The following is a 24,519-nucleotide window of genomic DNA, read 5'->3' as shown; positions in this document are numbered from 1 at the left end:
ACAGGGACCGGCGGCGGACGCGCGATCAATGCGCTTCCCGCCAGTTGTCGGCGACGCCCGCCTCCACCACCAGTGGAACGGACAGCGTCCGCAGCGGGCCCGCCGCCCCTTCCATGACCTCGCGGATCACAGGAATGGCCTTTTCCGCCTTCGCCTCGGGAGCTTCGAAGATCAATTCGTCATGCACCTGGAGCAGCATGGTAACATCGTCCAGACCGGCATCGGCAAGGGCCGCCGGAATGCGGATCATCGCACGTTTGATGATATCGGCGGCGGTTCCCTGGATCGGCGCGTTGATCGCCTGGCGTTCCGCATAGCCGCGCCGCATCGGGTTTTTGTCGTTGATCCCGCCGAGATGGATGCGCCGCCCGAACAGCGTTTCGACATAGCCCTTCTCGCGGCAATTTTCGACCGTGTCATCCATGAAGCGGCGAATGCCGGGGAAGCGTTCGAAGTATTGGTCGATGAAGGCCTTTGCCTCGGTCCGGCTGACGCCGATCTGGTTGGCGAGGCCGAAGGCCGAAATGCCGTAGATGATCCCGAAATTGATCGCCTTCGCCTTCCGGCGGGTTTCCGGATCCATCTTTTCCAACGGCACCCCGAAAACCTCTGACGCGGTCATCGCGTGAATGTCGAGCCCGTCCAGAAAAGCTTTTTTCAGGGCGTCCAGGTCTGCGATCTCGGCCACCAGACGCAGTTCGATCTGGCTGTAATCCAGGCTGATCAGTTTGTTGCCCGGCGCGGCAACAAAGGCCTCGCGAATGCGGCGCCCTTCGGCCGTGCGGATCGGGATGTTCTGAAGGTTCGGATCGGTGGAACTCAACCGCCCCGTTTGCGCGCCGACCATGGAATAGGAGGTGTGGACCCGCTTCGTTTCCGGATTGATCTGCGTGACCAACGCGTCGGTATAGGTGCTCTTCAGTTTCGACAAGCCGCGCCAATCGAGGACCTTCTGGACGATCGGATTTTCCAAAGCCAGCGGTTCCAACACGCCGGAATCGGTCGAATACCCGCCGGTCTTGGTCTTCTTCCCGCCCTTCAAGCCCAGCTTGTCGAACAGGATTTCACCGAGCTGTTTGGGGGAGCCGACATTGAATTCCTCCCCGGCATCCTTGTGGATTTCCGCTTCCAGGTCCGCGATCCGCTTGGCGAATTCGTCGGACATCTCCTTCAGCACCTTGGGATCGACCATGATCCCGGCGCGTTCCATATCGGCGAGGATGGGCACCAGCGGCCGTTCAATGGTTTCGTACAGCGTCACCATACGGTCGGCCAGCAGGCGGGGTTTCAACACCCGGTGCAGGCGAAGCGTGACGTCGGCATCCTCGGCCGCATAGGCCAGCGCCTTGTCCAGCGGCACTTTGTCGAAAGTGATCTGGTTCCTGCCCTTGCCGCAGACCTCCTCGAACTTGATCGTCTTCACCCCGAGATGAAGATCCGCCAACTCGTCCATGCCATGACCATGCGCGCCGCCATCGACACAGAACGAAATCAGCATCGTGTCGTCAATCGGTGATACCGGCACGTCGTAACGGCCCAGGATCAGAATGTCGTATTTCAGGTTCTGGCCGACTTTCAGCACCGCCGGATCGGCCAGGAGCGGACGCAGAAGATCGAGCGCCTCGCCCATATCGATCTGTTTGGGCTTTTCCGAACCGCCGGACAAAAGGTCGCCTTCCCCCTCGCCGACATGGGCGAGCGGGATATAGCAGGCTTTGCCCGGTTCCGTGCTGAGGCAGATGCCGACCAGATCGGCGGTCATCGCATCGAGGCCAGTTGTTTCAGTGTCCACAGCGAGGACACCCGTGCGGTATGCCGCCGCGATCCATTCCTTCAGGGAATCGATATCCTGGACCAGCCGGTAATCCGTCTCCTCCGGGGCGTTCACCGCTTGACCCGCTTCCAGGGCCTCTTCCTCAGACTGGAATCGCGCGATCAGACGTTTGAATTCCATTGTCTTCAGGAAAGACATCAGCTTGTCGCCGTCGAGCGGCCGGCGTTTCAATTCCTCCAGCGGCACTTCCACAGGCACATCCTGTTTCAGGCGCACCAATTCACGGGAGATCCGCGCCATATCGGCATTTTCGATCAGTTTTTCCCGGCGTTTCGGCTGTTTGATCTCCCCCGCGCGCTCCAGCAGGGAATCGAGGTCGCCATATTCGATGATCAGCTGGGCGGCCGTCTTGATCCCGATGCCCGGCACGCCGGGCACGTTATCCGTCGAATCGCCGGCCAGGGCCTGGACGTCCACGACCTTGTCCGGCGGCACGCCAAATTTCTCCACGACCTGATCGTGATGGATCGACTGGTTCTTCATGGGATCCCACATCTCGATCCCGTTCGTCACCAGCTGCATCAAATCCTTGTCGGAGGAGACGATGGTGACCTTCGACCCCTTTTCAACCGCCTGCCGCGCATAGGTGGCGATCAGGTCATCGGCTTCGTAGCCTTCCATTTCCAGACAGGGCAGGTTGAACGCCTCCGTCGCCTCCCGGATCAGCGGGAACTGCGGCACCAGTTCTTCCGGCGCGTCGGGACGATGGCCCTTGTAATCGGGGTAGATATCGTTGCGGAAATTGATCCGTTTGGCGTCGAATATGACCGCGACGTAATCCGCATCCGTCTGCTCGATGAGGTTCAGTATCATCGAGGAAAATCCCATCACCGCATTGGTCGGGGTTCCGTCCGACCGGTTCATCGGCGGCAGGGCGAAGAAGGCCCGAAAGATATAGGCGGATCCGTCGATCAAATAGAGGTGGCGCGGAACGGCGTCGGTCATGGAAATCGGGTCCTGGAAATGGTCCTGAAACGGGGACCGCAGTATGGACTTCCATACCCGGTACGGAAAGGGCTGCGATACATCCCGATCATGCGGTTGGGCATGGTGGCGCACCGGCCATTCCTCTGGCCATTCCACTTGCCCCTTCCACTGGCCCCATTTCCCGAATCCCGCATATCATTCCTGCGTACGACAAACCGAGTGGAAGGGGACAACCGTGATTTTCACCGCGTCGAACAGTACGACCGTGCTTGAAAAGGACGAGGCGGTCCTGACCGAACTGGTCCGGCAGTTGCTGCAACGCTATCCGGACGAGTTCCTGCAGATCCCCTTCATCCGTTCAGCCCTGGCCACGATGAAGATCGACGCGCTGGACAAGAATGCATTGACGTTAGGGCAGGTCGAAAATCCGGCCGCCTTGGTCGAAAATGCCATTTCCCACAACATCGACGGCATGATCGGCAAGGTATCCCTGTTCCGTCCGTCGATCCTGGTGATGCCCCTGCGCAGCCTGGACAGGGTCGCAGAAACCATGAAAGTGTCCCGGGTCCTTTCCGTGGGCCCTCGCACCGAGGCAGAGATTTACACGTTGATTGCCTGTGGGTTTGAGCCATCGAACATCCGCGGGCTCGACCTCTTCTCCTATTCCGACTTTGTCGATGCAGGCGATATGCACGCCATGCCGTATGACGATGACAGCTTCGACATCGTCATTCTCGGCTGGGTGCTGGCTTACTCGAACGATCAGAAAAAGGCAGCCGCCGAAGTGCTGCGCGTATTGCGCCCCGGCGGCATTGTCGCCATCGGCTACGAATACACCGCGCTCAGCAGCGAGGAATTGCGCGACCAAGGCAGTGATGTTGCCGACGCACCGCAAATGAAGACCACGAACCAGATCTTGGAATTATTCGCGCCCCATGTCGAAGACGTCTATTTCCGGCACGACATCCATGCATCGCGCAAGGACAAATCGGGCAGCCTGATGACAATCTTCAGCACGCCGCAGGCGCCCGGGGCATAGGAACCGCCGCCAGCCGGATTTGCGCCCAGTCGCACGGACGCCGGCTTCGCGACCTGATTAGTGGTGATCGCTGACGACCGCGCCCGGTTTCAGAACGAACCGCTTGTCGCAATAGGGGCATTCGACGAAATCCTTCTCGCCCATCTCCAGATAGACAAGCGGATGACCCAGCGCGCCGCCACCGCCGTCGCAGGAGACGCGTTTGGTTTCGACTTCCTGTACTTCCGGGCTGTCGATGGACGGCGCGGCCATGGTGGACCTCCAGTAAAGGTTTCGCCCCAAATGGCCCGAACGGGTATCGGACCTGCCCTTATTTCGCCTCAAGCCCCGTTCAGGTCAACCGCTTGTTGCCCCATCCGGTCGGGCGGCGTTATGTAGAGCCTCCCCTTTATTGATCGTATGAGCAGTTCATGAACGCCCTTCCGGAAAACGCCATCTCCGTGCGCGGCCTGACCAAGGAATACCGTGCCCAAGGCTCCGCCGCCGCCAAACTGGCATTGGACCATGTCGACCTGGACATTCCGCGCGGCAGCCTGTTCGCCCTGCTGGGCCCGAACGGCGCGGGCAAATCCACCTTTATCAATATTCTGGCGGGCATGGTCGTGAAGACGGCCGGAACCGCGTCGATCTGGGGCATGGATATCGACAGGGAACCGCGCAATTCCAAAGCCGCGATCGGTATCGTGCCGCAGGAATTGAACATCGACCCCTTTTTCACACCGGAAGAAATGCTGAACGTGCAGGCGGGACTGTACGGCGTGCCCAAATCCGAACGCCGGACGGAGGAAATCCTGCAAATGATCGGGCTGGAGGACAAGCGCAGCGCCTATGCCCGGACGCTGTCGGGCGGCATGCGTCGCCGCCTGCTGGTCGGCAAGGCCATGGTGCACAGCCCGCCGATCCTGGTGCTGGACGAGCCCACGGCGGGTGTCGACATACAGTTGCGCCAGCAATTATGGGACAGCGTCGTCGACCTGAACAAGCAGGGCGTCACCATTCTGTTGACCACCCATTATCTGGAGGAAGCGGAAGAACTCTGCGACCGCATCGCGATCATCAATCACGGTAAACTGGTCGCCAATGAGGAGAAACGCAGCCTGCTGCGGCGCCTCGACTCAAAGACGCTCTCTCTGCGCGTGAACGGAGAGCTGGACGAATTGCCGGCGGGCCTGTCCGACTTCCATGCGACCCTGCAGGACGACCGTGCCGGTATCCAGGTGACCTATACGCCCTCAAAGACCAATGCGGGCCAGATCCTGGACGCGATCCGCACGACGGGACTGGAAATCACAGACATCTCGACCGAGGAAACGGACCTGGAGGACATCTTCCTGCAGATGACCCGGCAGGATGCCGCCTGAGGAAAGGCCTCTGACGTGACGGGACCGTTTCGGAAGCTTCTCGTTCTCGTTGGTCTGGCGCTGGTTTCCGCCTGCACGCCCTATCTTTATCCGCAAGGACCGGCCAGCCAGGAGCCGGCTTTGACCGAAAACGCCTTCGTGATGGCGGACGGCGCCCATCTGCCGTTGCGCCGCTGGGAACCGGAAATTCTGTTGGCCAGAGGGCCGGACACGCCGCAAGCGGTCATCCTGGCACTGCATGGGTTCAACGATTATTCGAACGCCTTCGACATTCCCGCCAGGGAATGGGCGAAACACGGGATTCTGACCCTGGCATACGATCAGCGCGGCTTCGGCCAAGCTCCGCATCGCGGGCGCTGGGCCGGGGTCGAAACCATGACCGATGATCTTCTGACCGTGGCGCGGCTGCTGCGGGACCGGTACCCGGGGACACCTTTGGTCATCCTGGGCGAGAGCATGGGGGGCGCCGTCGTCATGGCGGCCGCGGCGCGGTATCCCGACCTGCCCGCCGATCGGCTGGTGCTCTCGGCGCCGGCGGTGTGGGGTCGGGAGACGATGCCGGGCTGGCAAAGCGCCGGCCTGGATATCCTGGCGAATATTCTGCCCTGGCTGGAAGTGTCGCCGCAGCACATCCGGCGCACGCCGTCCGACAATATCGAGATGCTGCGCGCGCTGGGACGCGACCCGCTGATCATAAAACGTACGCGGATCGACTCGCTTTGGGGTCTGGTCAACCTGATGGACGCGGCCCGCGCGGCCGCCCCGGAACTGCGCCACGACAGTCTGATCCTGTATGGTGCGAAGGAGGACATCCTGCCTCCGGAAGCCTGGCGCACGATGATCGACACCCTGCCCCGCAACGGCCAATGGAAACTGCGGCTCTATTCCAGCGGTTTCCACATGCTGCTCAGGGATTTGAACGCCGCCGCGGTGATCGAGGATGTCGGCCGTTACGTCCTGGACCCCGACGCCCTGAACCCCCTGGAGCAGGAAGCCGTTTTTCCCGGCACCGCGCCCCTACCACTCCCCGAAGGTGATACCGCGGCTCTTCCAGGTTGAGGTCCGAGCCTCAACCGTCGCGTCGGACATGGTCCGCCGCATCTTGCGGCGCTGGAACCAGTCGAACAGGCGTTCCCGCAATTCGGCACAAACCGGGTTGTAGTGGCCGTCCTCGCCCAGATCGACCAATTCGTCCGGGTCTTCGTAAAGATCGAAGAGCTGCGGCGGAAACCCCAGATATTCGATATATTTCCAACGATCCGTCCGGATCATCCAGGCCCGCGCCTGATTGGTATCGAGACCGAGGTCGCGCCGCGCTTCCCGAACCGCATAGTCCAGTTCGGCGACCGCGATGTCGCGCCACTCGGCCGGATCCTCGCCGCGCAACAACGGCATCAGGCTGCGCCCGTCCAGTTCATGGGCCGGCACCTCCCCGCCGAGGGCGTCGATGAAGGTGGGTACGAGATCGATCGCCTCGACGAGGTGGTCGCTTTCCAGTCCCTTCTGCAGCCCGGGGCCGGCCACGATCATCGGAATCTTGCTCGAGGAGTCGTGAAACAGCTCCTTTTCCCCGAGCCAGTGATCGCCGAGATAATCCCCATGATCAGCGGTGAAGACGACAAGCGTGTCGTCCCAACGACCGAGCTTTTCCAGCTCCGTGAAGAGGCGTCCCAGGGCATCATCCAACTGTTGCACCAGGCCCATATAGGTTGGCACCACGCGGTCGCGGACGACCTGCTCGGCGAAGTTGACGCTTTCGTCATGGCGCATGAACGCCGCGACGACCGGATGCGGATTGCGGCGCTCCGCCTCGCTGCGGATCGGCGGATTGATATCGGCCGGACTGTACATGTCGTGATAGGGGGCCGGCGCGATATAGGGCCAATGCGGTTTGATGTAACTCAGATGCAGGCACCAGGGTTCATCGCCCTGGTCGCGGATGAAGCGGATCGCCTGGTCGGTCATCCAGGGTGTCTCGGAATGTTCCTGTTTCACCCGCGCCGGCAGATTGGCATGCCGCATGACCCAGCCGGACAGGATTTCCCCATCCGGCCCCTCCGCCGCGTTGGCAAAATCGTGCCAGGGGTTCTCGCCGTCATAGCCTTGCTGTCGCAAAAAACTGTTATAGGCGAGATCGGGGTCAACGAAGCCCGTCGGATTCAACCCATCATCGCGCTGATAGGGCTCGAACCCCGCCTGCGCGGCAAACACGCCTTCCATGCCCGTCAGGCCCAGCCGATCGATCCCCGCCCGATCCGCCGCCATATGGGTCTTCCCGGCCAGCGCCGTCCGCACGCCGAGCGGACGCAGATAATCGCCCAGCGTCTTGACGCCGACCGGCAGCGGCACGCCGTTCAGCGTGGCGCCGTGATTTGCCAAATACAGTCCTGAATAGAAGGACATCCGCGACGGTCCGCAGATCGCCGATTGGGCATAGGCATTGGTGAAACGCACGCCGCGCCGGGCCAAGCCGTCCAGCGCGGGGGTCGACAGCGTCGGGTGCCCGGCGCACCCCAGATAGTCCCAGCGGAACTGATCGGCCATGATGAAAAGAACATTCCGGACCCCACCCGGTTTCCCAACAGCCTCCGCCATACTATAAGCCCAACCCGTTTGTTATTATCGTCGTCTTGGCCCTGCCCGAAGCACGGCACCGAACCCGTCTCGGCACCGGAGTCTATTCGGTTTCGGGCAACCGCGCCACCAACCCTGAAGGCGGATGGACGCGGCGACAGGAGAGAAAGAAGCCATGTCCGAACTTCGCATGCCTGTATGGCAGTTCGTCCGCCTGATGGTTCAGGTGGAGGAGTCCTTGAAAGCGACAAGAGGCAAGAAGCCGCCCGGCTTGCAGGACCTCTACGACGCCTGGGACGATACATGGCTGGAGCTGGATCAGCGCCTGACGGAATTGGGGAAGGACGATCCTGACGCCTTCGCCGAATTGATGATGCGCCAGGATGTGGTGCTGACCAATGCCACGCCGCGGCGCATCAAGACCGCGGCCGTCGAGATCCGCAAGGTGATGACGGCGATGCGCGCCGCCTTGAAAAAAGAGAACGATGCGCAGGCCAGGGAAGACCTGAGCTTCGAGATCGAGGAATTGGAAGACCTGCTCTACGATATCGAAGATTAAAATCTGAATATATCCACCTAGATCCTGCTGTCTGTGGTTCCATGTCGCGGTAACATGCTCTAATGTTTTCATTATGTTGTGGGCATGAAACAGAAATCTCCCGCAGCAGGGAGCGCGTATCGTACGAACACAGGATGGGAGGAATAAGGTTATGTCGCGGGTAGCATTGGTAACCGGCGGAACGCGCGGAATTGGCGCGGCCATTGCCGTCGGCTTGAAAGAAGCCGGATATACCGTCGCCGCCAACTATGGCGGGAACGACGACGTCGCGAACAAGTTCAAGGAAGAAACCGGCATCGCGGTCTACAAATTCGACGTCTCGGACTTCGACGCCACCAGCGCCGCCATCAAGCAGATCGAAACCGATCTCGGGCCCGTCGACATCCTCGTGAACAATGCCGGGATCACTCGCGACGGCACAATGCACCGCATGACGCACGATCAATGGCAGGCGGTCATCGACACCAATCTGGGGTCCTGCTTCAATTGCTGTCACGCCGTGATCGACGGGATGCGGGAACGCAATTTCGGCCGCATCGTCAATATCGGCTCGATCAACGGCCAGGCCGGTCAGTACGGCCAGGTCAACTATGCCGCCGCCAAATCCGGTATCCACGGTTTCACCAAGGCCCTGGCCCAGGAAGGCGCCGCCAAGGGGATCACCGTGAATGCCATCGCGCCAGGCTATATCGATACCGACATGGTCCGCGCCGTGCCGCCGAACGTGCTGGAAAAGATCGTCGCCAAGATCCCGGTCGGCCGCTTGGGCAAGGCGAGCGAGATTGCGCGCGGCGTGCTGTTCCTGGTCTCCGACGAAGGTGGGTTCGTCACCGGTTCCACGCTCTCCATCAACGGCGGCCAGCACATGTATTGATTTCGGACAGCGAATGGCTGCCGTTGAATAGGTTGACGAACGGGACGCTTCGGCGTCCCGTTTCTTTTAACGAAACGAATACTGGGGAAAGGAGACTGTGCCATGGCAACGGTACGCATGGTGGAATACGAGGACGCCAGCCCGGAAGCGCGCGAAGTCTATGACGACATCATGGAGCGCAAGAATATCGATTGGGTTCCCAATATCTGGAAGGCGATGGGGTCACACCCACCGCTGCTGAAGGATGTCTGGAACAGTCTGCAGGAAACCATGAAACCCGGTCGGCTGGACCCGCTGACCAAGGAAATGATCGCCATCGCCGTTTCTGTCACCAATGGCTGCGAATACTGCATCCACAGTCACACCGCCGCCGCCCGCAAGTTGGGCCTGGACGACGAGATGCTGGGCGAGGTCATGGCCGTCACCGGCGCCTTCAACCGCACCAACGCGCTCGCCAACGGCTATCATGTACCGGTCGACCCGCCGATCCTGGAGGCCGCCCTGGGCAAGCCAAAAATCGATGAAGCCGCCGATTGATCCGACGGCATGAGCAGCAACAGGGAATATCCCGACGGCCCGGTAATCGGCGTCGGCGTCATTGTCTTTCGTGACGAGGACGTCCTGCTGATCCGCAGGGGCAAGCCGCCGAACAAGGGTTCCTTGAGCCTGCCCGGCGGCGGCCAGGATCTGGGCGAAACCGTTCGCGAGGCCGCCGCGCGCGAGGTTATGGAAGAAACCGGGCTGGAGGTCGAGGTGACCCATCTGGTGGATGTGGTCGATGTCATCCGCGGGGATACGGCAGGGCGCACGAAATACCATTACACGTTGGTCGATTTCGCCGCCGAATGGCGGTCGGGAGACCCGGTCGCGGGGTCCGACGCGGAAGAAGCGATCTGGGTTCCGATCGCGGAGGTCGGCTCCCTCAATCTCTGGTCGGAGACCGAACGTGTGATCCGCAAGGCCGCGGCGCTGCGCGTCCTGCCCCTGGATCATCCATCGGACTAGAGGCCACCTGATAGCAAAGCGTCGGCGAACAGGCTATTGAGCGGTCATGATGGACGAGACGGGCAAAGCCGCGTTTGCCGGGAATGACAGCCCGCGCAGCGCGAAATGGAGTTGGGGCGAGAAGCCGCCGCAGCTGTACCTGCTCTGCGCCCTCGCCTTTCTCGCCACGCCGGTCGGCCTGATGGTGCCGGAACGCCTGCCGCTCCTGCTCCTCATCATCGGTGGCCTTGCCTTGCTGACCAACCCGGTCAGCGGCCTGGGGCCAATCAAACGGCAGCTTTATCTCTACCCCTGTTTTGCGCTGTTGGTCTGGGCCGGCGTCAGCGCCCTCTGGGCCCCGCAGGGCAGCAGATCTTTTTTCGGACTCCTGCCGCTTGTCGGACTGTCGCTCTTCGGCCTGCTGCTGATCACCTATGCGCGGGAGCTGCGGGACAGGGACAAGACCCTGCTGGGCCGCTGGCTTGTTCCTTCGGTCTGGGCCTTCCTGGCGCTTTTCCTGTTTGATCGCGTAACCGGCCATTCGCTCACGGCACTTTGGGGGAGTGGTGACGGCGCCATGCTGCCCGGCACGGCGATGCTGCTGCTGTCCTTTCCGGCGGCGGGTATGCTGTTTCATGCGGAAAGGCCGATTCAGGCCCTGCTGCTGCTGACCGGCGCAGGCCTTGTCCAGGCTGGGGCGGGCGCGCAGGAAATCATCCTTGCCTGGATCATCGGCGGGATCGCCGCCGCGTCCGCCGCCATCCTGCCGCGCATGACCGCGGTTCTTCTTGGAACCGTTTTCAGCGCGGCCATTCTCGCCGCACCCTTCCTGGCCGGTCTACCCGGCGTCGTACAGCACCTGGTGCCCGGCGCCGCCGTCATGGCGGAGCTCATTTGGAGCCATCCGTTTCTGGGGACTGGGTTCGGGTCCCTCTCTCCGGAATGTGCCCAAGGGGACCCCAGCCAGCCCGGCAGCGCGGTGTTACAAGTATGGCTCGAACTCGGCATTTTCGGCGCCGTGATCCTTTGCACCCTCGTCGGCTTTCTCGCCTCAGCCGGAAGCAAGGGACCGCCCGCAACCCGCGCCATGAAATTCGGTCTCCTGGCCGCTGCCTTCGGACTCGCTTGCGTCACCCATGGCGCTTGGCAGAGCGAATGGCTGGCCGTCCTTTTCATTACGGGCACTTTCGCGGCAGCCCTTCCCGACAGAGTTAGAAACAGATGACAAGCACCCAAGCGATGATCATGAGATCGTCCGCGGTGGTTATGTGGGGCGCCTTGGCGCTGTCTACCGACATGACCGCCGGCATTCCCCCGTTCCAACTGGTCGCCATGGCCACCCCGCTGATCACTATCCTTCATCTGGTCCTGTTTTGGGATGCGGAAACGGGCCTTTCCGTCATGTTGGCTTGCGCCGCCATCGTCGCCGGGGCATTGCTGGCATCCTTGGAAATTTCGGCGGGCCGACAGGCCTGACGTGACGGGTGATGGAGGGAAACGGGATGATCGATCTGGTGATCTTCGACATGGACGGCGTGCTGGTCGACAGCGAATGGCTGATGGCACGCGTCTGGTCCGATCAGTTGAGCCAACATGACGTCGACATCCCGCCCCGTACCCTGATCGATCGGTTTGCCGGGCAGACCGACATGTCCATGGCCGATGTGATCGCCGCCGAATCCGGCCGGTCCCTGCCGCGAGACATTCTGGACCGCATCCGCATTGCCGCGCGCAAACGGTTGGGTACCGAGCTTGAAGCCTTGGACGGTGTCGATCGTCTGTTAACCGAAATGATCCATAGGCGCTGTGTCTGTTCCAATTCCTCACCAGATCGGATCCGCCAGTCCCTTTCCGTCACCGGCCTGGACAAGCATTTCGGCGAAGACCTTTTGTTCAGCGCAGCGGATGTGCCCCGCCCGAAACCCGCGCCGGACCTGCATCTCCACGCCGCCGCCAGACTGGCGATCGAACCCGTCCGCGCGGTCGTGATAGAGGACAGCGCCACCGGTGTCGCGGCCGCCGTTGCCGCCGGCATGCGCGTCATCGGTTTCACCGGCGCGACCCATATCGGTGACGGTCACGCCGAAAAACTCAAGGCGGCCGGGGCCGAGAGCATTTGCCCGCATATGTCGGAAATTCCGGCCCACCTGGACAGATTGGCTCATCTTGCCCGGCAGCCCTGAAGCTGCCATTTTCCGCACGCAGTCCCGTTCGACCGCGCTCCAAACAATCCGTTTCGCCTGGAGGTCCCATGCCCGACGCCGCATCCCCGTTCGGTATTGCCGGAAACGCCCCGATCCTGCCCAACGTCGCGGGTATCGAAAAACAACAGATCCTGGCCGTCGCGGAAATTGCCTTCGATGACCCGGACGTCATCGCCCTGTGGTACGGCGAAACGGATATCTCGACGCCCAAATTCATCTGCGACGCGGCGGCCCAAGCGATGGCGGCGGGTGATACATTCTATTCGCACAAGCGCGGCACGCCGGACCTCATCAATTCACTCGCGGACTACACCGCAAATCTCTACGACATTCAGATCGAAGCGAATCGCTTCAGCCTGACGGCGTCGGGGATGAGCGCCATCATGCTCTGCCTGCAAGCCCTGATCGCGGAAGGCGACAACGCGATCATCGTCAGCCCGGTCTGGCCGAACGCGCAATCCGCCATTCGGACCCTGGGCGGGGAACCGCGGTATGTCACCCTGACACCGGGCGAAAAGGGTTTCGACCTGGATCTCGACAAGCTGAAAGCCGCTTGCGATGACAGGACGAAGGTCATCTTCGTGAACTCTCCGAATAATCCCACCGGATGGGTAATGCCTAGTGAGCAGCAAAAGGATCTATTGGATTTTGCACGGGAGAAAGGCATCTGGATCATGGCGGACGAGGTTTATGCCCGCATGGTCTATGAAGGGAAGGCCGCGCCTTCCTTCCTGAGCCACGCGCAGCCGGACGACCCTTTGCTGGTCGTCAACAGCTTTTCCAAAAGTTGGGCTATGACCGGGTGGCGGATCGGCTGGATCATCCACCCCCCACAGATCGGTGAGTTGCTGGGCAACCTGATCGAGTTCAACTATTCCTGCGTCCCCCCCTTCCTGCAGCGTGCCGCAAAGGTCGCGATCGAGGACGGCGAGGACTTCGTCAGGGAAATGACCGACTATTGCCGGCGCGGCCGCGACATCGTCATGCAGCGCCTGCCGAACCTGCCGCGGATCAAGAATTTCGCCGTACCGGAAGCAAGCTTCTACGCCTTCTTCCAGATCGAGGGCGGCGAAGACACACTCGGCACCGCGCAGGATATTGTCCGCAAGGCCAAGGTCGGCATCGCCCCTGGCACCGCCTTCGGTCCCGGCGCGGAAGGCTGGTACCGCCTGTGCTTCGCCCAGAAACCGGAACGCATCTCCGAGGCGATGGACCGATTGGAGACGTACCTCAAGGGTTAGTCCCTGCTACATCTGTTTCCGCCAGCGTGCCCCTACCTTAGTCGGGATCGGCGACGGTGAAATATGTAGAGGATGGGTGCGACGGAGCAGCTGAAGACCAGTGCATCGACGAAAATCCTTGTCGCCAGTTTCCAGATCCCGATCCAGGTTATTATGCCGTCTTCGACTATGATCGCCCCTGCGCGTTCAACTGTATTCCCCGTCACCATGGGTCCAAAGACGTTGATCGCGGTGTAAATAAGCCCGTATGCCACAAGGGTCAAAAGCATACGCCGAATGAAATCCGGCGTCGGCAGGTTGGTTCTGGCCAGAACATGACTGACAAGAAAGTGCCCCACGGCGATCAGCAAGGATCTCCACGCGAGGGTCAACAGCATGGGAAGAAAGATCTGATCTTTAAGGACGAGCAGGAGCAGGAGAAATCCGGCAAACTGCAGGAAGGCGACGAAGATCGCTTCGGTAAAGTACCAGGACCGGATCATCCGCATTCTTACCGATTCCGTCCTTAGACAATTCCAACGATTTTCCCGAAATGCCTACCCTCAGGCAACGATTTCAGCGCCTTGGGCAGGTCTTTCAGCTGGAACTCGGCGCCGGGATCAATGGCCGGGCGGATCTGGTGAAGTTCCATGGCGCGGACCATGTTTTCGAACATCTCCTTGCTGCCGCAGGTGACACCCTGCAGGCGCAGGTTCCGCGTCACGACGCGGCCCAGGCCGAATTCCCCGCTGGCCCCGCCCAACACGCCGATCATGCTGACCGTGCCGCTGTAACGGACGACGGCGGTAGATTTTTCCAGCGTACCGCTGCCCCCGACTTCGATGACATGATCGACGCCCTTGCTGTCGGTCATCTTCAGGATCGCTTTATGCCAGTCGGGGACGTCGCGGTAGTTCAGCAGATGATCCGCGCCCATCGCCTTGGCGCGTTCCAGCTTCTCGTCGCTGGACGATATGATGAAAACCTCCGCCCCCATTGCCTTGGCGAAGAGCAGGGAGAATAGGCTGACGCCGCCCGTCCCTTGCAGCAGCACCTTGTCACCCGGTTTGACATCGCCTTGTTCCGCAAGCGCGTTCCAAGCCGTGATGGCGGCACAGGGCAGGGTCGCGGCTTCCCTTGCGGACAGATGTTTCGGGGCGCGCACCACCGCATTGGCCGGGATCAGCATCATCTCCTGGGCCGTGCCGTCGATGGGGCCGCCATGCGCGCCTTTATAGGCATCCGTGTTGGCAAGGCCGCGCATCCAACGCCGGCTGAAGGTCGGGCAGACGAGATCACCGACCGCGAAATCCTCCACGCCCTCGCCGACGGCAACGATTTTCCCCGCCCCGTCACAAAGCGGGATCAGGGGGAGAGTACCGCCTACACGGCCGTATCCACCGCCGGCCAGGATCGCATCCCGTGGATTGATCGAGACGGCCTCCATCCCGATAACGATCTCACCGGGCCCTGGTTCGGGATCGGGCAAATCGACCTGTTTCAGATTTTCCAGACCCCAGTCGCCTTCGATCCGCATCGCCTTCATGACCAAACCCTCCTGACCTATTCCTCAGTACCGATAATAGTTTTTATGTCATCTTCCGCGAGGCCCGCCTCTCGCAGGATTTCAGCCCCTTGTTCATTCAACCGCGGATGATGGTGGCGTACCGGCAGGGACTCCCGGTCGAACTTGTAGGGCGTTTCCGGTACCTGCATTCTACCTTGGCTGGGATGCTCGTAGGGCCGAAAGAATTTGATCGCTTGCAGATGCGGGTCGTTCGGCAGGTCGCTCAGATTGTTTACCGGCCCGCAGGGTATTTCACCCTTGCGCAACAGGTTCAGCCATTCATCGGATGTGCGCTGTTCCAGCGAGGCACCCGCTTCCTCATACAGCGCATCGATATTCCTGGCCCGCGATCCCATGGTGGCAAAGCGGTCGTCCTCCAACAGGTCCGACCGCCCGACGATCTCCCAGAAAGCGGCCCATTGCTTGTCGGTATAGGCGAGGATGCAGATATAGCCATCCTTGGTCTTGTACGGCCGGCGGCCGGGAGAGAGCGCGCGGCGATAACCCGGCGGTCCTTGCGGCGGGTCGAAGGCCAGGCCCTGCAGATGTTCGACCAGATTGAACCCCGCCAGTCCTTCCAACATACCAATTTCCACATAGCCGCCCTTGCCGGTACGGGCCCGGCGCATCAGCGCGGCTAGGATGCCGTTCACCGCCATCAGGCCCGAGGATTTGTCGGCGATCACCGACGGCGCCAGCATCGGCGCACCGTCCCGTTCCGTAAAGGAACCGGCGAAACCGCTCAATCCCTGCACGACATCGTCATAGGCCGGCATGCCGCCGTAGGGACCCTCTTCCCAAAAGCCGTGCAGGCCCGCGTAGATCAGAGACGGTTTGCGGGCCAGTACCGTATCGGCGTCGAAGCCGAGCGCCTTGAACTTTTGCGGCCGAACATTGTGCATCAGCACATCGGCCCCCTCGATCAGTTTCCACAGCGCATCGGCATGCTTTTTCTGTTTCAAGTCCAGCTCGATACTGCGCTTGTTTCGATTGCAGCCGAGGAAAAGCGCGCCCATGCCCTCTTCCCGCGTCGCGCCGACCGCGCGGGTCTGGTCGCCGCCCGGCGCCTCGACCTTTATGACATCGGCCCCGAAATCACCCAGGATCTGACCGGCAAAGGGGCCGAATATCACCGTCGTCAAATCCAATACGCGAATGCCGGAAAGGGGCAGATCTTCTTCCTTCATCCCGTCACCCGTTCCGTTGAGAGAACCGCCGCCCGACAAGCGCACTGGCAATGTTCACCTTCTGAATATCAATAGACCCACCGGCGATCCCCCAACCCCAGGCATCGCGCATTTTCTGTTCCACTGGATATTCGGTAGAGTATCCATAGCCGCCCATCAACTGCATCGCCTTGCCGGTCACATCGCGTACCATCTCGTTGGCAAAGCACTTGGCGATGGAACTGTCCGCCACGGATGGCAGATCCGCCTCCGCATTTACCACAGCACGGTAAAGAAGAAGCCGAGCAGCGTCGAGTTTCATCTTCATCTCGGCGATCTGTATCTGCACAGCCTGGAAATCTACAATGGGTTTGCCGAACTGTTCCCGTTCCTGAACATAGTGCAGGACATGGTCGAAGGCCGACTGTCCGACCGCAAGGCTCATCGTCGTATTGCCGCAGCGTTCCAGGTCGAAGGCCTCCATCAGTTTCCGGAAGCCGCCGGCAGGGACGATGATGTTTTCCGCCGGCACTTCTACATCGTCGAAATACATGTCGCAGGTCGGCACACCGCGGAAGCCCATATGATATTCGCGTTTGCCGAAGGTGAAGCCCGGCCGGTCCTTTTCAACCAGGACGGCACCGATGCCTTTGGCCCCCGGTTCGTCGGACAGGCGGCAATAGACGACATAGGCCCCGGCATGTCCCGCACCCGAACACCAGCGCTTGCGGCCGTTGATGATGACCTTCTTTCCGTCCATTCGCGCCTTCGTCGTCAGGTCTGTGAGCGCGGTGCCCGCATCCGGTTCCGACATGGCGACAGCGACGACGAGGTCCCCGGCGCAAACCTGGGGAATGACCCGCCGTTTCAATTCATCCGGTGCGAAATGAGCGATGGCGAGTGTCGGGCCGAAACTCGCTTCGAAGATCGGGAAGGCTACGGCGATGGAAATCTTGGCCACTTCCTCCAGCACCAGGACGGCGTCGAGATGGCTCATGCCGCCGCCGCCGAGGTCGGGGTCCAGGTTCATTCCGAGGAAACCCAGTTCAGCATACCGTTTCACAATGGTTTCCGGCACCGGATCGCCGCTCTGCTCCACCTGTTTGGCGATCCCCGGCAGTTCGGCCTCGGCGAACCGGCGCGCCGTTTCCTGGAGCATCAATTGCTCTTCCGACAAGGCAAAATCCAAAACCGCCTCCCTCATCCTTTTCATTCGTTTGACGGAACGATGCCGGTCAGGGCGGACAAAGTAAATCAATGGCGCGGTCGATAGAGCGTTGCCGAAATCACCATAGCGAAATGTCTTTGGTTCTGTCCGGTGTCGACGGGTCGTCCCGGGGTCCGGCGCGGACACCGGCTTTCTCCGCTTCCTCGAAAAGCCATTCGCGGAAAGCACTTACCTTCGGCCGGTTGTAATATTCCGGCGGGCATACGATGAAATAGGCAAAGTCGATCGGAATGGTCAGGTCGAACGGTTTCACCAGAAGCCCGCTTTCCAGGGCGCTTGCGGTCAGGCTTGATCGGCCGAGCGCGACGCCCTGTCCCTGAACCGCCGCTTGAACAACCAGGGCGGACATATCGAAATAGGGTCCCTGGGTAGGGTTCACGCCCTTGATCCCGGCGACGTCGAGCCATTCCGCCCAACCTGTCGGCATATCGTCATGCAGCAGGGTATGGTACTTCAGATCTTCCGGCGTATTCAGCGGATGGTCAGCATCCTCCAACAGTTTCGGACTGCAGACTGGAAAAATCTCCTCTTCCATGAATCGGTCGCTGATCAGATCCGCATAGCGGCCACGTCCATAGCGAATTGCGAGGTCGACGTCGTCACGGGAAAAATCCACCAGCCGTTCCCCCGCAGTCAGCCGGACGTCGATCTCAGGGTGCTTCTTACGAAACCGGTCCAGCCGGGGAACTAGCCAGCCTGCCGCGAAACTGGGCAGGGTGCTGACATTCAGCGCACCGGTCGCTTCGACCTGGGAAATTTTGTTCACACCCTGCATCAAAAGGTCCAGCGCCTGTCGCACGGAGGGAATGAAGGTTTGACCTTCCTCGGTCAGTAACAGCGCCCGGTTCAGGCGTTTGAACAGCTTCACGCCCAGCGCATCTTCCAGCGTCTTGATCTGGTGGCTGACCGCGGCCTGGGTGACGAAAAGCTCTTCCGCCGCCTTGGTGAAACTCATGTGGCGGGCCGCCGCCTCGAAAGCGCGCAGCGTGTTCAACGGGGGTAGTCGCGTGGCCATGGCCCACCTCTGGTTTAACAGAACCTTAATCGAATTAAATTTACTTATGTGAAAGATCAAGAAATATCCTTTGTCGAGACTCGGTTTCAGGCCTAAATCCATCCTCACAAGACAAACGCAATCAGCCGCCGAGAGGCGGACCATGGATTTAGGAGAACAATCATGACCGATCGTGCAATCAGCTTCGCACCCGCCACCTTCGAGGCGTCATCCCCGCTTACCGCGGCTTACCGCGTTGTCGCGACCTGGATGGAACGCCACGAGCAGCGCGCCCGTCTGGCCGAAATGGATGGCCGCACGCTGCGTGACATGGGCCTGGACAAGGTGGATGCGCTGAACGAAGCCGCCAAGCCGTTCTGGCGCGCCTGAGCCCCAGGTTTGAGTTAGAAATATTTGTGAAATATTCTTTTCCAAATTGGAAAAGAGCCCCGATGGAAACCGGCTGACAAGACCGGAGTGATCGGACCCCTGTTACCTCGCCGTCCGGCGTCACCCAAAGAAATCGGATGGCAGTTTGAACCGCGGCGCAATTTTCCGTGCCGCGGTTTTTTCTTTGCCGGTCCAGGATAGGAAAAAGACGCAGCGGAGAGTTACGCCGAGGCGAACCGCAACAGCATCTTGTTGAAACCGTTGAGCGGTTTGTAGACCGCGTCGAATTGCGGTTTGAAGCGGAACCAGTCGGGCGCGCCGGGCAGCGCCTTGCGGATTTCGTCCAATGTACGCCGGCCCTCACAAAGCAGCAGGATGTCCCGCGCCAGCGGCGGCAACGGCATTGAGAAGTCGAGCCCGTCGAGACTGGCGGAAAAAGCAGCGCCGGGCGGCATGTTCCTGGCGAATTCCGGTCCCGGCGCATCGCGCAGCACGGGGATCGCCGACGGTCCGACAGGGCCCGCCACCGTTTCCTCATCATTGTCCTGGCGAACGCAATAGACGATGTGCTTCTTCATATTGCCGGCGAGCCTTTCGGCGAATCCCGCCCGTTGGGCCAAGCCTTGCCCCTCCAGCCGCTGCAGCAATCCCTTGTCGCGCAGATACAGCGCGGGGTCGTAGCGCAGAGGCTCGATAAAGCTCGCAATGCGCAGGCCTGCGGTCTCGATCTCGTCCACCAGGTCGGGCACGGTGTAGGCGCGGTCCTGACTATGAAGCAGCAGGTCGTAAAGCCCGGCATCGCTGGATAGGTGGTCGCCGACCAGGGGGTTGCGGCGCAACCGGTTGCTGGGCGGCAGAGCGGTCAGAAGCTTGTGCGCAAGGGTTACCTTGTCGGTGCCGCTTTCGCCGTCGCGAACAAGGTCACGCAACATCGCCTGAACGTCATAAACGCCGGTCCGGCCGAATTCGCCATAGACCATCAAGCCCAATCCGCCTTTCGGTTTCAGCGCGCGCGCCAGGCTGGCGAACCCATCCTGCGGAACGGGCAGGTGATGCAGCACACCGCAGCAGTCGATGTAATCGAATTCTCCGAAATCGCCGAGCTCCAGCAGAGAGCCGGTATAGAAGGAAATATTGCTCAACCCGCGCGCCTTCGCCCGGGCTTCGGTGATCGCCCGGCTGGCCGTCGACAAATCCAAATAGACGATCTCCGCCGGGACATCGGCATCCGACAGATGCTGGGCCAGCATGATCGCCGCATCACCGGTCCCGCCGCCCGCGATCAGCGCCCTGAAAGGTTGGGTGAAATCGAGCCGGCCGCCAAAAACGTAATGGTTGATTTCAGCCAGATGGCTGGGCGACCCCGTGATCAGGCGCCGGCGCTCATCCGCCAGATCACGCGTCGGATAGGGAAATTCCTCGTATTGATCGCGGACTTTGTCGGCGCACATCGTTTCAAGCCGGGGTGAGAAGGACCTTGCCCGTCGCCTTGCGGTCCCGCAGCAGAGCGAAGGCTTCCTGCACCCTGTCGAAGGGCAGGACGTGGGAAACATGCGGTGTCAGTAGCCCGTCACCGTAAAGGCTTAGTGCCTGTTCCAGGGAGTTGCGGATCGCCTCCGGCGCGAAACCGCCATAACCGCCCCAATAGAATCCGATCACGTCGACATTCTTGACCAGCAGGATATTCGCCGGCGCCTGCGGGATATCGCCGCTGGCGAAACCGATGACGATGATCCGCCCTTCCGGGTTGATACAGCGAAGCGATTGCTTGAACGCGTCCCCGCCAACGGGGTCGAACACCACATCCACGCCGCCGGTCATTTCCTTAACGCGGTCGCGGATACTGTCTGTCCGGTAGTTGATGGTGAAGTCCGCGCCGTTTGCCTTGGCGATCGCAAGGCGCTCGTCACTGCCGGCGGTTGCGATCACCGTTGCCCCCATCGCCTTGCCGACCTGCACCGCGGTCAGGCCGACACCGCCGGCGGCGCCATGAACCATCAGCACCTCTCCCGATTTCAACCGGCCGCGACGCGACAGGCCCAGATGCGCCGTGCCGTAAGCGATCGGGAAGGCAGCCGCGTGCTCAAAGCTCATCGACGGCGGCACCACGATGCAATTGCGGTCGGCGGTCACCACTTCTTCCGCGAAAGCGCCTTGGCCGGGCCGGGCCATGACGCGGTCACCAGGGAAAACCCCGTCGGCATCCGGATGGACCTCGACGACCTCTCCCGCCAGTTCCATGCCCATGGTGAACGGCGGTTCGGGCGTTGCCTGATAAGTACCGCCCGCCATCAGCAGATCGGCGAAATTCAATCCCGCCGCATGGACCTTGATGCGCACTTCCCGGCTTGCCAGGGGTCTGGTCTCGACATCCTCGATCCGGATCGCGTCGAATCCGGTGAGGGCGGTCAGTCGAACTGCTTTCATCGTTTGGGTCCGTTCGTCTAAGTGGAGGCGCGCCGTAGTTGGACATGCGGGCACGTTCAGAAAGAGAGAATATCCTTCGCCGGACGGATGTCACCGACCCGCAGATTGTTCCGATTGAGTACGGGCTTGGCAAGGAAGCGGGCAACGGCCTCTGCCTCCCCTTCCTCGAAGACGCCGATCTTGTCGAGGACTGCTGTCAGCATCATCTCCGCCCCGCGCGGCGCCCCGTCATCGCATTTCAGCGCGATGCCGATCCCCATCGACGGCACCGTCGCGCAGAAGACGCCTTCCGCGCCGGTTTTCAGGAAAACGCGCTTGCCGAGAAACTGGGTCATTTCCGTGCAGTAACGGTCTGTTCCGGCGATCATGAAGGGGTCGGAGAAGACGGCATCCATGATCTGGTCGCAGGCCGCGCGCCGCCCTTCCGGCAAATCGTCGGCCGCGCCGAACCGAGCGAAGGCATAGGCCAGGTTCTCCAACGGGATGGCCCAGGTCGGGATGGAACAACCGTCTACCCCAAGCGGCAGGCCACCCATATCGATCCCGGCCATGAATTCCAGAACGCCCATGATGCGCTGCTGCACGGGATGGGTGACCTGGGAATAGCCCTTGGTCGGCGCGCCGATATGCTTGGCAAAGGCCAACATGCCCGAATGCTTGCCCGAACAGTTGTTATGCAATTGGTTTGCGACCCCGCCGCTCGCCGCCAGGGCATAGGCACTCGGCTCATGACTCGGCCAATGGCTTCCGCATTCCAGATCCGCCTCGGACAGACCGGCCCGATCCAGGATCCCAGCAGCGGTTTCGACATGGCGCGGCTCCCCGCCATGGGAGGCGCAGAGCAGCGCCAATTCCGATTTTGACAGACCCACCGCATCCGCCGTGCCGGATTCGACGACCGGAATTGCCTGCAGCGCCTTGACGGCGGATCGGGGATAAACCGGCTGCTTGATATCGCCCCAGGCGACCCGGACCTTACCGGCGACATCCACGATCGCGACGCTGCCGCGATGCCGGCTCTCAACAATAGGACCCCGGGTCACTTCCACCGCGATCGGATTTACATCCCCGATCCTGGCCGTGGATTTAATCGTTATGGGCTCGTTTCCAGCACCTTCTGACGGGTGTTCGTTCGGGGACATGGGTCTGATCTTTCGCGAGAATTACTCTCGGGAACTTGCCCCCCGGCGCAAGCGGATGCAAGAACAGGGGCGGAAAATTGTGATGGATTTCTGTGGAGGACCGGATGCGCGGCTATTTCGGAATCGGGGTCGAGAATATTTCCAAGCCCCGTAATGTCGGCGCCCTGACGCGCACGGCCCACGCCTTCGGCGCCAGTTTCGTATTCGCCGTCGCCCCGGAGATCAGCCTGCGCGCCCTCAACCAGACGGACACGTCGAAGACGTCCGAACATGTTCCCTTCTATACCTTCGACTCGGCGGAGGAGATCATGCTGCCGCGGACCTGCAGTCTTGTCGGCGTGGAATTAATGGATGACGTCATCGACCTGCCCAGCTTCCGGCACCCGGAACGGGCCGCCTATATCATGGGTCCGGAAGCCGGGTCTCTGTCGCCCCAGATCGTCGATCGCTGCGATTTTGTCGTGAAGATACCGACCAAATTCTGCGTCAATGTCAGCGTCGCCGGCGCCTTGATCATGTATGACCGGCTGATCAGTCGCGGCCGCCGGCCGGACCGGCCTGTGCGAGCCGGCGGCCCGACGGAGGATTTCGTGGCGCCCGTATCGAACAGGCGCCGCAAGATCCGCACCGCGAAACAGGAAGCGTGAGGACGGCGGCGCGTCTACATCTTCACGAAGATGTTCAACAGCCAGCCCATCCGGCCGGTAAACCGCAAGGGCGCGTCGGTCACCGCCAGACAGATACAGTCTTCGCCCGCTTCCGCCTTCGGTTGATGATCGATATCGCCGTCAGCCAATTCGACGTCGCCGCGACCGAACCGCCCGGCGGCATCGCTATAAGCGCCCTTCAGCACCATGACCAATTCATTGCCGCCATGGGTATGCTGCGGCACGGCGCGGCCGGCTTCCACTTTCAGCATGAAGGCATGGCTGCCGTCCCGAAGTCCCGGCACCGAGGCAACGGATACGCCACCGCCTTGCCGCTTCCAGACGATCCCATCCAGGTCACAGCCGTAGTAACGCCGCATCGGGGCGGGAAGGTCTTTGCCCGAAACGGTTTCCCGGTGATCGGCCAGCGAGACCGGCTCGTCATTGGCAGCCTTGTTCATCGCGGAGTCCGCGAAGCCGTCCGCACGGTTCAAAACCGCGTCCAGCGCGCCCGCGGACATTGCCACGGGTGCAATATCCTCCAGCAACACGCCGCCGACGTCATCCAGCATCGACGCCCGATGCCGACAGGTCGGGCAGAGAGTCAAATGGCTCGCCACGAACAGGCTGGAGGCCTCATCAAGCGATCCTGCCGCATAAGCGGCCAACAGATCGTCACTAAGATGATGTTGCGGAAGCGGTCCCGAGAGGCCCTGCGCCGAAACAACATTCATTCTTCAAACTCCTTCAACTGCTTGCGCATCCGGCCGATGGCCAAGCGCAGGCGCGACTTCACGGTGCCAAGGGGAAGCCCCGTTTCCGCCGCGATTTCACTATGAGCCTTATCCTCGAAAAAAGCCTTTCTCAGCATTTCCGCCTGCTCCTCCGGCAGGGTCTCGACCGCCGCGCGGATCGCCTGCGATACCTCGCCGTCGGCATAGGCGTCGTCCGGCGCGGTCGGTGCATCCGGCACCAGGGCCGGGTCGTTCTCGTCCAATTCCGGCCGGTTCATGCGCCGATACGCGTCGATCCGCTTGTTTCGGGCGATGGTGAATATCCAGGTCGAGACCGATGCCTGTGACGGATCGAAACTCTCGGCCTTGCGCCACACCATGACCATGGCTTCCTGGGCCAGTTCCTCGGCGCTGTCGGGTGCCGATCCGCTGCGCATCAAATACGCCTTTACCCGCGGGCCGAAATGGCCGAAAAGCGCCGCGAACGCAGCCTTGTCGCGTGACGACGCTATGCGGGCCATCAACTGCTTGTGGTCTTCAGGCGTGACTGCGTCCAAGGGCGCGTTCCTGCAAGCATCCGGGCCGGCCGACCGTTTCGGCCGCCGGACCTTTCGTTCAATTTTCTCGACCGCCGGCCCAGAATCACAT

Annotated in this window: 26 protein-coding genes; 14 read left to right on the top strand and 12 right to left on the bottom strand. The window is 61.2% G+C overall.

Annotated elements, in window-relative coordinates; genetic code table 11:
- Positions 1–25: 25 nt before the first annotated feature.
- Entirely contained in the window at positions 26–2,779 is a 2,754-nt protein-coding gene (gene polA / locus ACQK2G_RS22225) for a DNA polymerase I (RefSeq protein ID WP_425407226.1), read from the bottom strand.
- Between the two features lie 217 nt (positions 2,780–2,996).
- On the opposite strand from polA, the gene ACQK2G_RS22220 reads away from it, so the two are divergent.
- The gene (locus tag ACQK2G_RS22220; protein ID WP_425407225.1) at positions 2,997–3,800 is read left to right on the top strand and encodes a class I SAM-dependent methyltransferase; all 804 of its coding nucleotides are present in this window, start codon (positions 2,997–2,999) and stop codon (positions 3,798–3,800) included.
- Between the two features lie 57 nt (positions 3,801–3,857).
- Here ACQK2G_RS22220 and ACQK2G_RS22215 read toward each other — a convergent pair whose 3' ends face one another.
- The gene (locus ACQK2G_RS22215; protein WP_425407224.1) at positions 3,858–4,052 is read right to left on the bottom strand and encodes a zinc-finger domain-containing protein; all 195 of its coding nucleotides are present in this window, start codon (positions 4,050–4,052) and stop codon (positions 3,858–3,860) included.
- 158 nt (positions 4,053–4,210) lie between these two features.
- Between ACQK2G_RS22215 and ACQK2G_RS22210 the strand changes: the two genes are divergently transcribed.
- Together ACQK2G_RS22210 and ACQK2G_RS22205 are read left to right on the top strand one after the other, a co-directional pair.
- Entirely contained in the window at positions 4,211–5,161 is a 951-nt protein-coding gene (locus ACQK2G_RS22210) for an ABC transporter ATP-binding protein (protein WP_425407223.1), read from the top strand.
- A gap of 15 nt (positions 5,162–5,176) precedes the next feature.
- Complete coding sequence (locus tag ACQK2G_RS22205) at positions 5,177–6,220, top strand: alpha/beta fold hydrolase (protein WP_425407222.1); 1,044 nt, start codon at positions 5,177–5,179, stop codon at positions 6,218–6,220.
- Here ACQK2G_RS22205 and ACQK2G_RS22200 read toward each other — a convergent pair.
- Complete coding sequence (locus ACQK2G_RS22200) at positions 6,179–7,756, bottom strand: alkaline phosphatase family protein (protein ID WP_425407221.1); 1,578 nt, start codon at positions 7,754–7,756, stop codon at positions 6,179–6,181. The genes ACQK2G_RS22205 and ACQK2G_RS22200 overlap by 42 nt on opposite strands.
- 154 nt (positions 7,757–7,910) lie before the next feature.
- Between ACQK2G_RS22200 and ACQK2G_RS22195 the strand changes: the two genes are divergently transcribed.
- The 9 genes from ACQK2G_RS22195 (at position 7,911) to ACQK2G_RS22155 (ending at position 14,106) form a co-directional block, all read left to right on the top strand.
- Positions 7,911–8,294 (top strand): hypothetical protein, encoded by a 384-nt coding sequence (locus ACQK2G_RS22195; protein ID WP_425407220.1) that lies wholly within the window; start codon positions 7,911–7,913, stop codon positions 8,292–8,294.
- A gap of 151 nt (positions 8,295–8,445) precedes the next feature.
- Positions 8,446–9,168, top strand: coding sequence for an acetoacetyl-CoA reductase (gene phbB, locus ACQK2G_RS22190; RefSeq protein ID WP_425407219.1), 723 nt, complete (start codon positions 8,446–8,448; stop codon positions 9,166–9,168).
- 102 nt (positions 9,169–9,270) lie between these two features.
- The gene (locus ACQK2G_RS22185; protein WP_425407218.1) at positions 9,271–9,705 is read left to right on the top strand and encodes a carboxymuconolactone decarboxylase family protein; all 435 of its coding nucleotides are present in this window, start codon (positions 9,271–9,273) and stop codon (positions 9,703–9,705) included.
- A gap of 9 nt (positions 9,706–9,714) precedes the next feature.
- Positions 9,715–10,173 (top strand): NUDIX hydrolase, encoded by a 459-nt coding sequence (locus tag ACQK2G_RS22180; protein WP_425407217.1) that lies wholly within the window; start codon positions 9,715–9,717, stop codon positions 10,171–10,173.
- Between the two features lie 46 nt (positions 10,174–10,219).
- Complete coding sequence (locus tag ACQK2G_RS22175; protein WP_425407216.1) at positions 10,220–11,377, top strand: hypothetical protein; 1,158 nt, start codon at positions 10,220–10,222, stop codon at positions 11,375–11,377.
- Entirely contained in the window at positions 11,374–11,628 is a 255-nt protein-coding gene (locus ACQK2G_RS22170; protein ID WP_425407215.1) for a hypothetical protein, read from the top strand. Before ACQK2G_RS22175 ends, ACQK2G_RS22170 begins: the two co-directional genes overlap by 4 nt.
- A 26-nt stretch (positions 11,629–11,654) precedes the next feature.
- Positions 11,655–12,335 (top strand): HAD family hydrolase, encoded by a 681-nt coding sequence (locus tag ACQK2G_RS22165; RefSeq protein ID WP_425407214.1) that lies wholly within the window; start codon positions 11,655–11,657, stop codon positions 12,333–12,335.
- Positions 12,336–12,403: 68 nt separating this feature from the next.
- A complete protein-coding gene (locus tag ACQK2G_RS22160) occupies positions 12,404–13,597 on the top strand; it encodes a pyridoxal phosphate-dependent aminotransferase (RefSeq protein ID WP_425407213.1) in 1,194 nt (397 codons plus the stop codon).
- Between the two features lie 56 nt (positions 13,598–13,653).
- Positions 13,654–14,106, top strand: coding sequence for a hypothetical protein (locus ACQK2G_RS22155; RefSeq protein WP_425407212.1), 453 nt, complete (start codon positions 13,654–13,656; stop codon positions 14,104–14,106).
- Here ACQK2G_RS22155 and ACQK2G_RS22150 read toward each other — a convergent pair.
- The 4 genes from ACQK2G_RS22150 to ACQK2G_RS22135 form a co-directional block, all read right to left on the bottom strand.
- Entirely contained in the window at positions 14,103–15,122 is a 1,020-nt protein-coding gene (locus tag ACQK2G_RS22150; protein WP_425407211.1) for a zinc-dependent alcohol dehydrogenase family protein, read from the bottom strand. The genes ACQK2G_RS22155 and ACQK2G_RS22150 overlap by 4 nt on opposite strands.
- A gap of 17 nt (positions 15,123–15,139) precedes the next feature.
- Positions 15,140–16,330, bottom strand: coding sequence for a CaiB/BaiF CoA transferase family protein (locus ACQK2G_RS22145; protein ID WP_425407210.1), 1,191 nt, complete (start codon positions 16,328–16,330; stop codon positions 15,140–15,142).
- A 4-nt stretch (positions 16,331–16,334) separates the two neighbouring features.
- Positions 16,335–17,498 carry an acyl-CoA dehydrogenase family protein gene (locus ACQK2G_RS22140; protein ID WP_425407209.1) on the bottom strand — a complete coding sequence of 388 codons (1,164 nt, stop codon included), beginning with the start codon at positions 17,496–17,498 and terminating at the stop codon, positions 16,335–16,337.
- A gap of 97 nt (positions 17,499–17,595) precedes the next feature.
- A complete protein-coding gene (locus ACQK2G_RS22135) occupies positions 17,596–18,552 on the bottom strand; it encodes a transcriptional regulator GcvA (RefSeq protein WP_425407208.1) in 957 nt (318 codons plus the stop codon).
- A gap of 162 nt (positions 18,553–18,714) precedes the next feature.
- On the opposite strand from ACQK2G_RS22135, the gene ACQK2G_RS22130 reads away from it, so the two are divergent.
- On the top strand, positions 18,715–18,921 hold the full coding sequence (locus tag ACQK2G_RS22130; protein WP_425407207.1) for a DUF1127 domain-containing protein: 207 nt from the start codon (positions 18,715–18,717) through the stop codon (positions 18,919–18,921).
- A gap of 221 nt (positions 18,922–19,142) precedes the next feature.
- Here ACQK2G_RS22130 and ACQK2G_RS22125 read toward each other — a convergent pair whose 3' ends face one another.
- From ACQK2G_RS22125 to ACQK2G_RS22115, 3 genes are read right to left on the bottom strand one after another with little or no spacing between them, the layout of a single operon-like run.
- Positions 19,143–20,372 carry a class I SAM-dependent methyltransferase gene (locus ACQK2G_RS22125; protein ID WP_425407206.1) on the bottom strand — a complete coding sequence of 410 codons (1,230 nt, stop codon included), beginning with the start codon at positions 20,370–20,372 and terminating at the stop codon, positions 19,143–19,145.
- A 4-nt stretch (positions 20,373–20,376) separates the two neighbouring features.
- Positions 20,377–21,348, bottom strand: a complete 972-nt coding sequence (locus ACQK2G_RS22120; RefSeq protein WP_425407205.1) for an NADPH:quinone oxidoreductase family protein — start codon at positions 21,346–21,348, stop codon at positions 20,377–20,379.
- A gap of 56 nt (positions 21,349–21,404) precedes the next feature.
- Complete coding sequence (locus ACQK2G_RS22115; protein WP_425407204.1) at positions 21,405–22,490, bottom strand: asparaginase; 1,086 nt, start codon at positions 22,488–22,490, stop codon at positions 21,405–21,407.
- Between the two features lie 104 nt (positions 22,491–22,594).
- Here ACQK2G_RS22115 and ACQK2G_RS22110 point away from each other — a divergent pair, with 104 nt between their 5' ends.
- Positions 22,595–23,137 (top strand): RNA methyltransferase, encoded by a 543-nt coding sequence (locus ACQK2G_RS22110; RefSeq protein ID WP_425407203.1) that lies wholly within the window; start codon positions 22,595–22,597, stop codon positions 23,135–23,137.
- 14 nt (positions 23,138–23,151) lie between these two features.
- Here ACQK2G_RS22110 and ACQK2G_RS22105 read toward each other — a convergent pair whose 3' ends face one another.
- A complete protein-coding gene (locus ACQK2G_RS22105; protein ID WP_425407202.1) occupies positions 23,152–23,871 on the bottom strand; it encodes a ChrR family anti-sigma-E factor in 720 nt (239 codons plus the stop codon).
- Positions 23,868–24,428, bottom strand: coding sequence for a sigma-70 family RNA polymerase sigma factor (locus ACQK2G_RS22100; RefSeq protein ID WP_425407201.1), 561 nt, complete (start codon positions 24,426–24,428; stop codon positions 23,868–23,870). The genes ACQK2G_RS22105 and ACQK2G_RS22100 overlap by 4 nt, the downstream gene beginning before the upstream one ends.
- Positions 24,429–24,519: the final 91 nt, after the last annotated feature.

Source organism: Hwanghaeella sp., from assembly GCF_965227365.1.
GTDB lineage: Bacteria > Pseudomonadota > Alphaproteobacteria > UBA8366 > Aestuariispiraceae > Hwanghaeella.
This window is presented reverse-complemented; position numbering and strand designations above follow the sequence as displayed.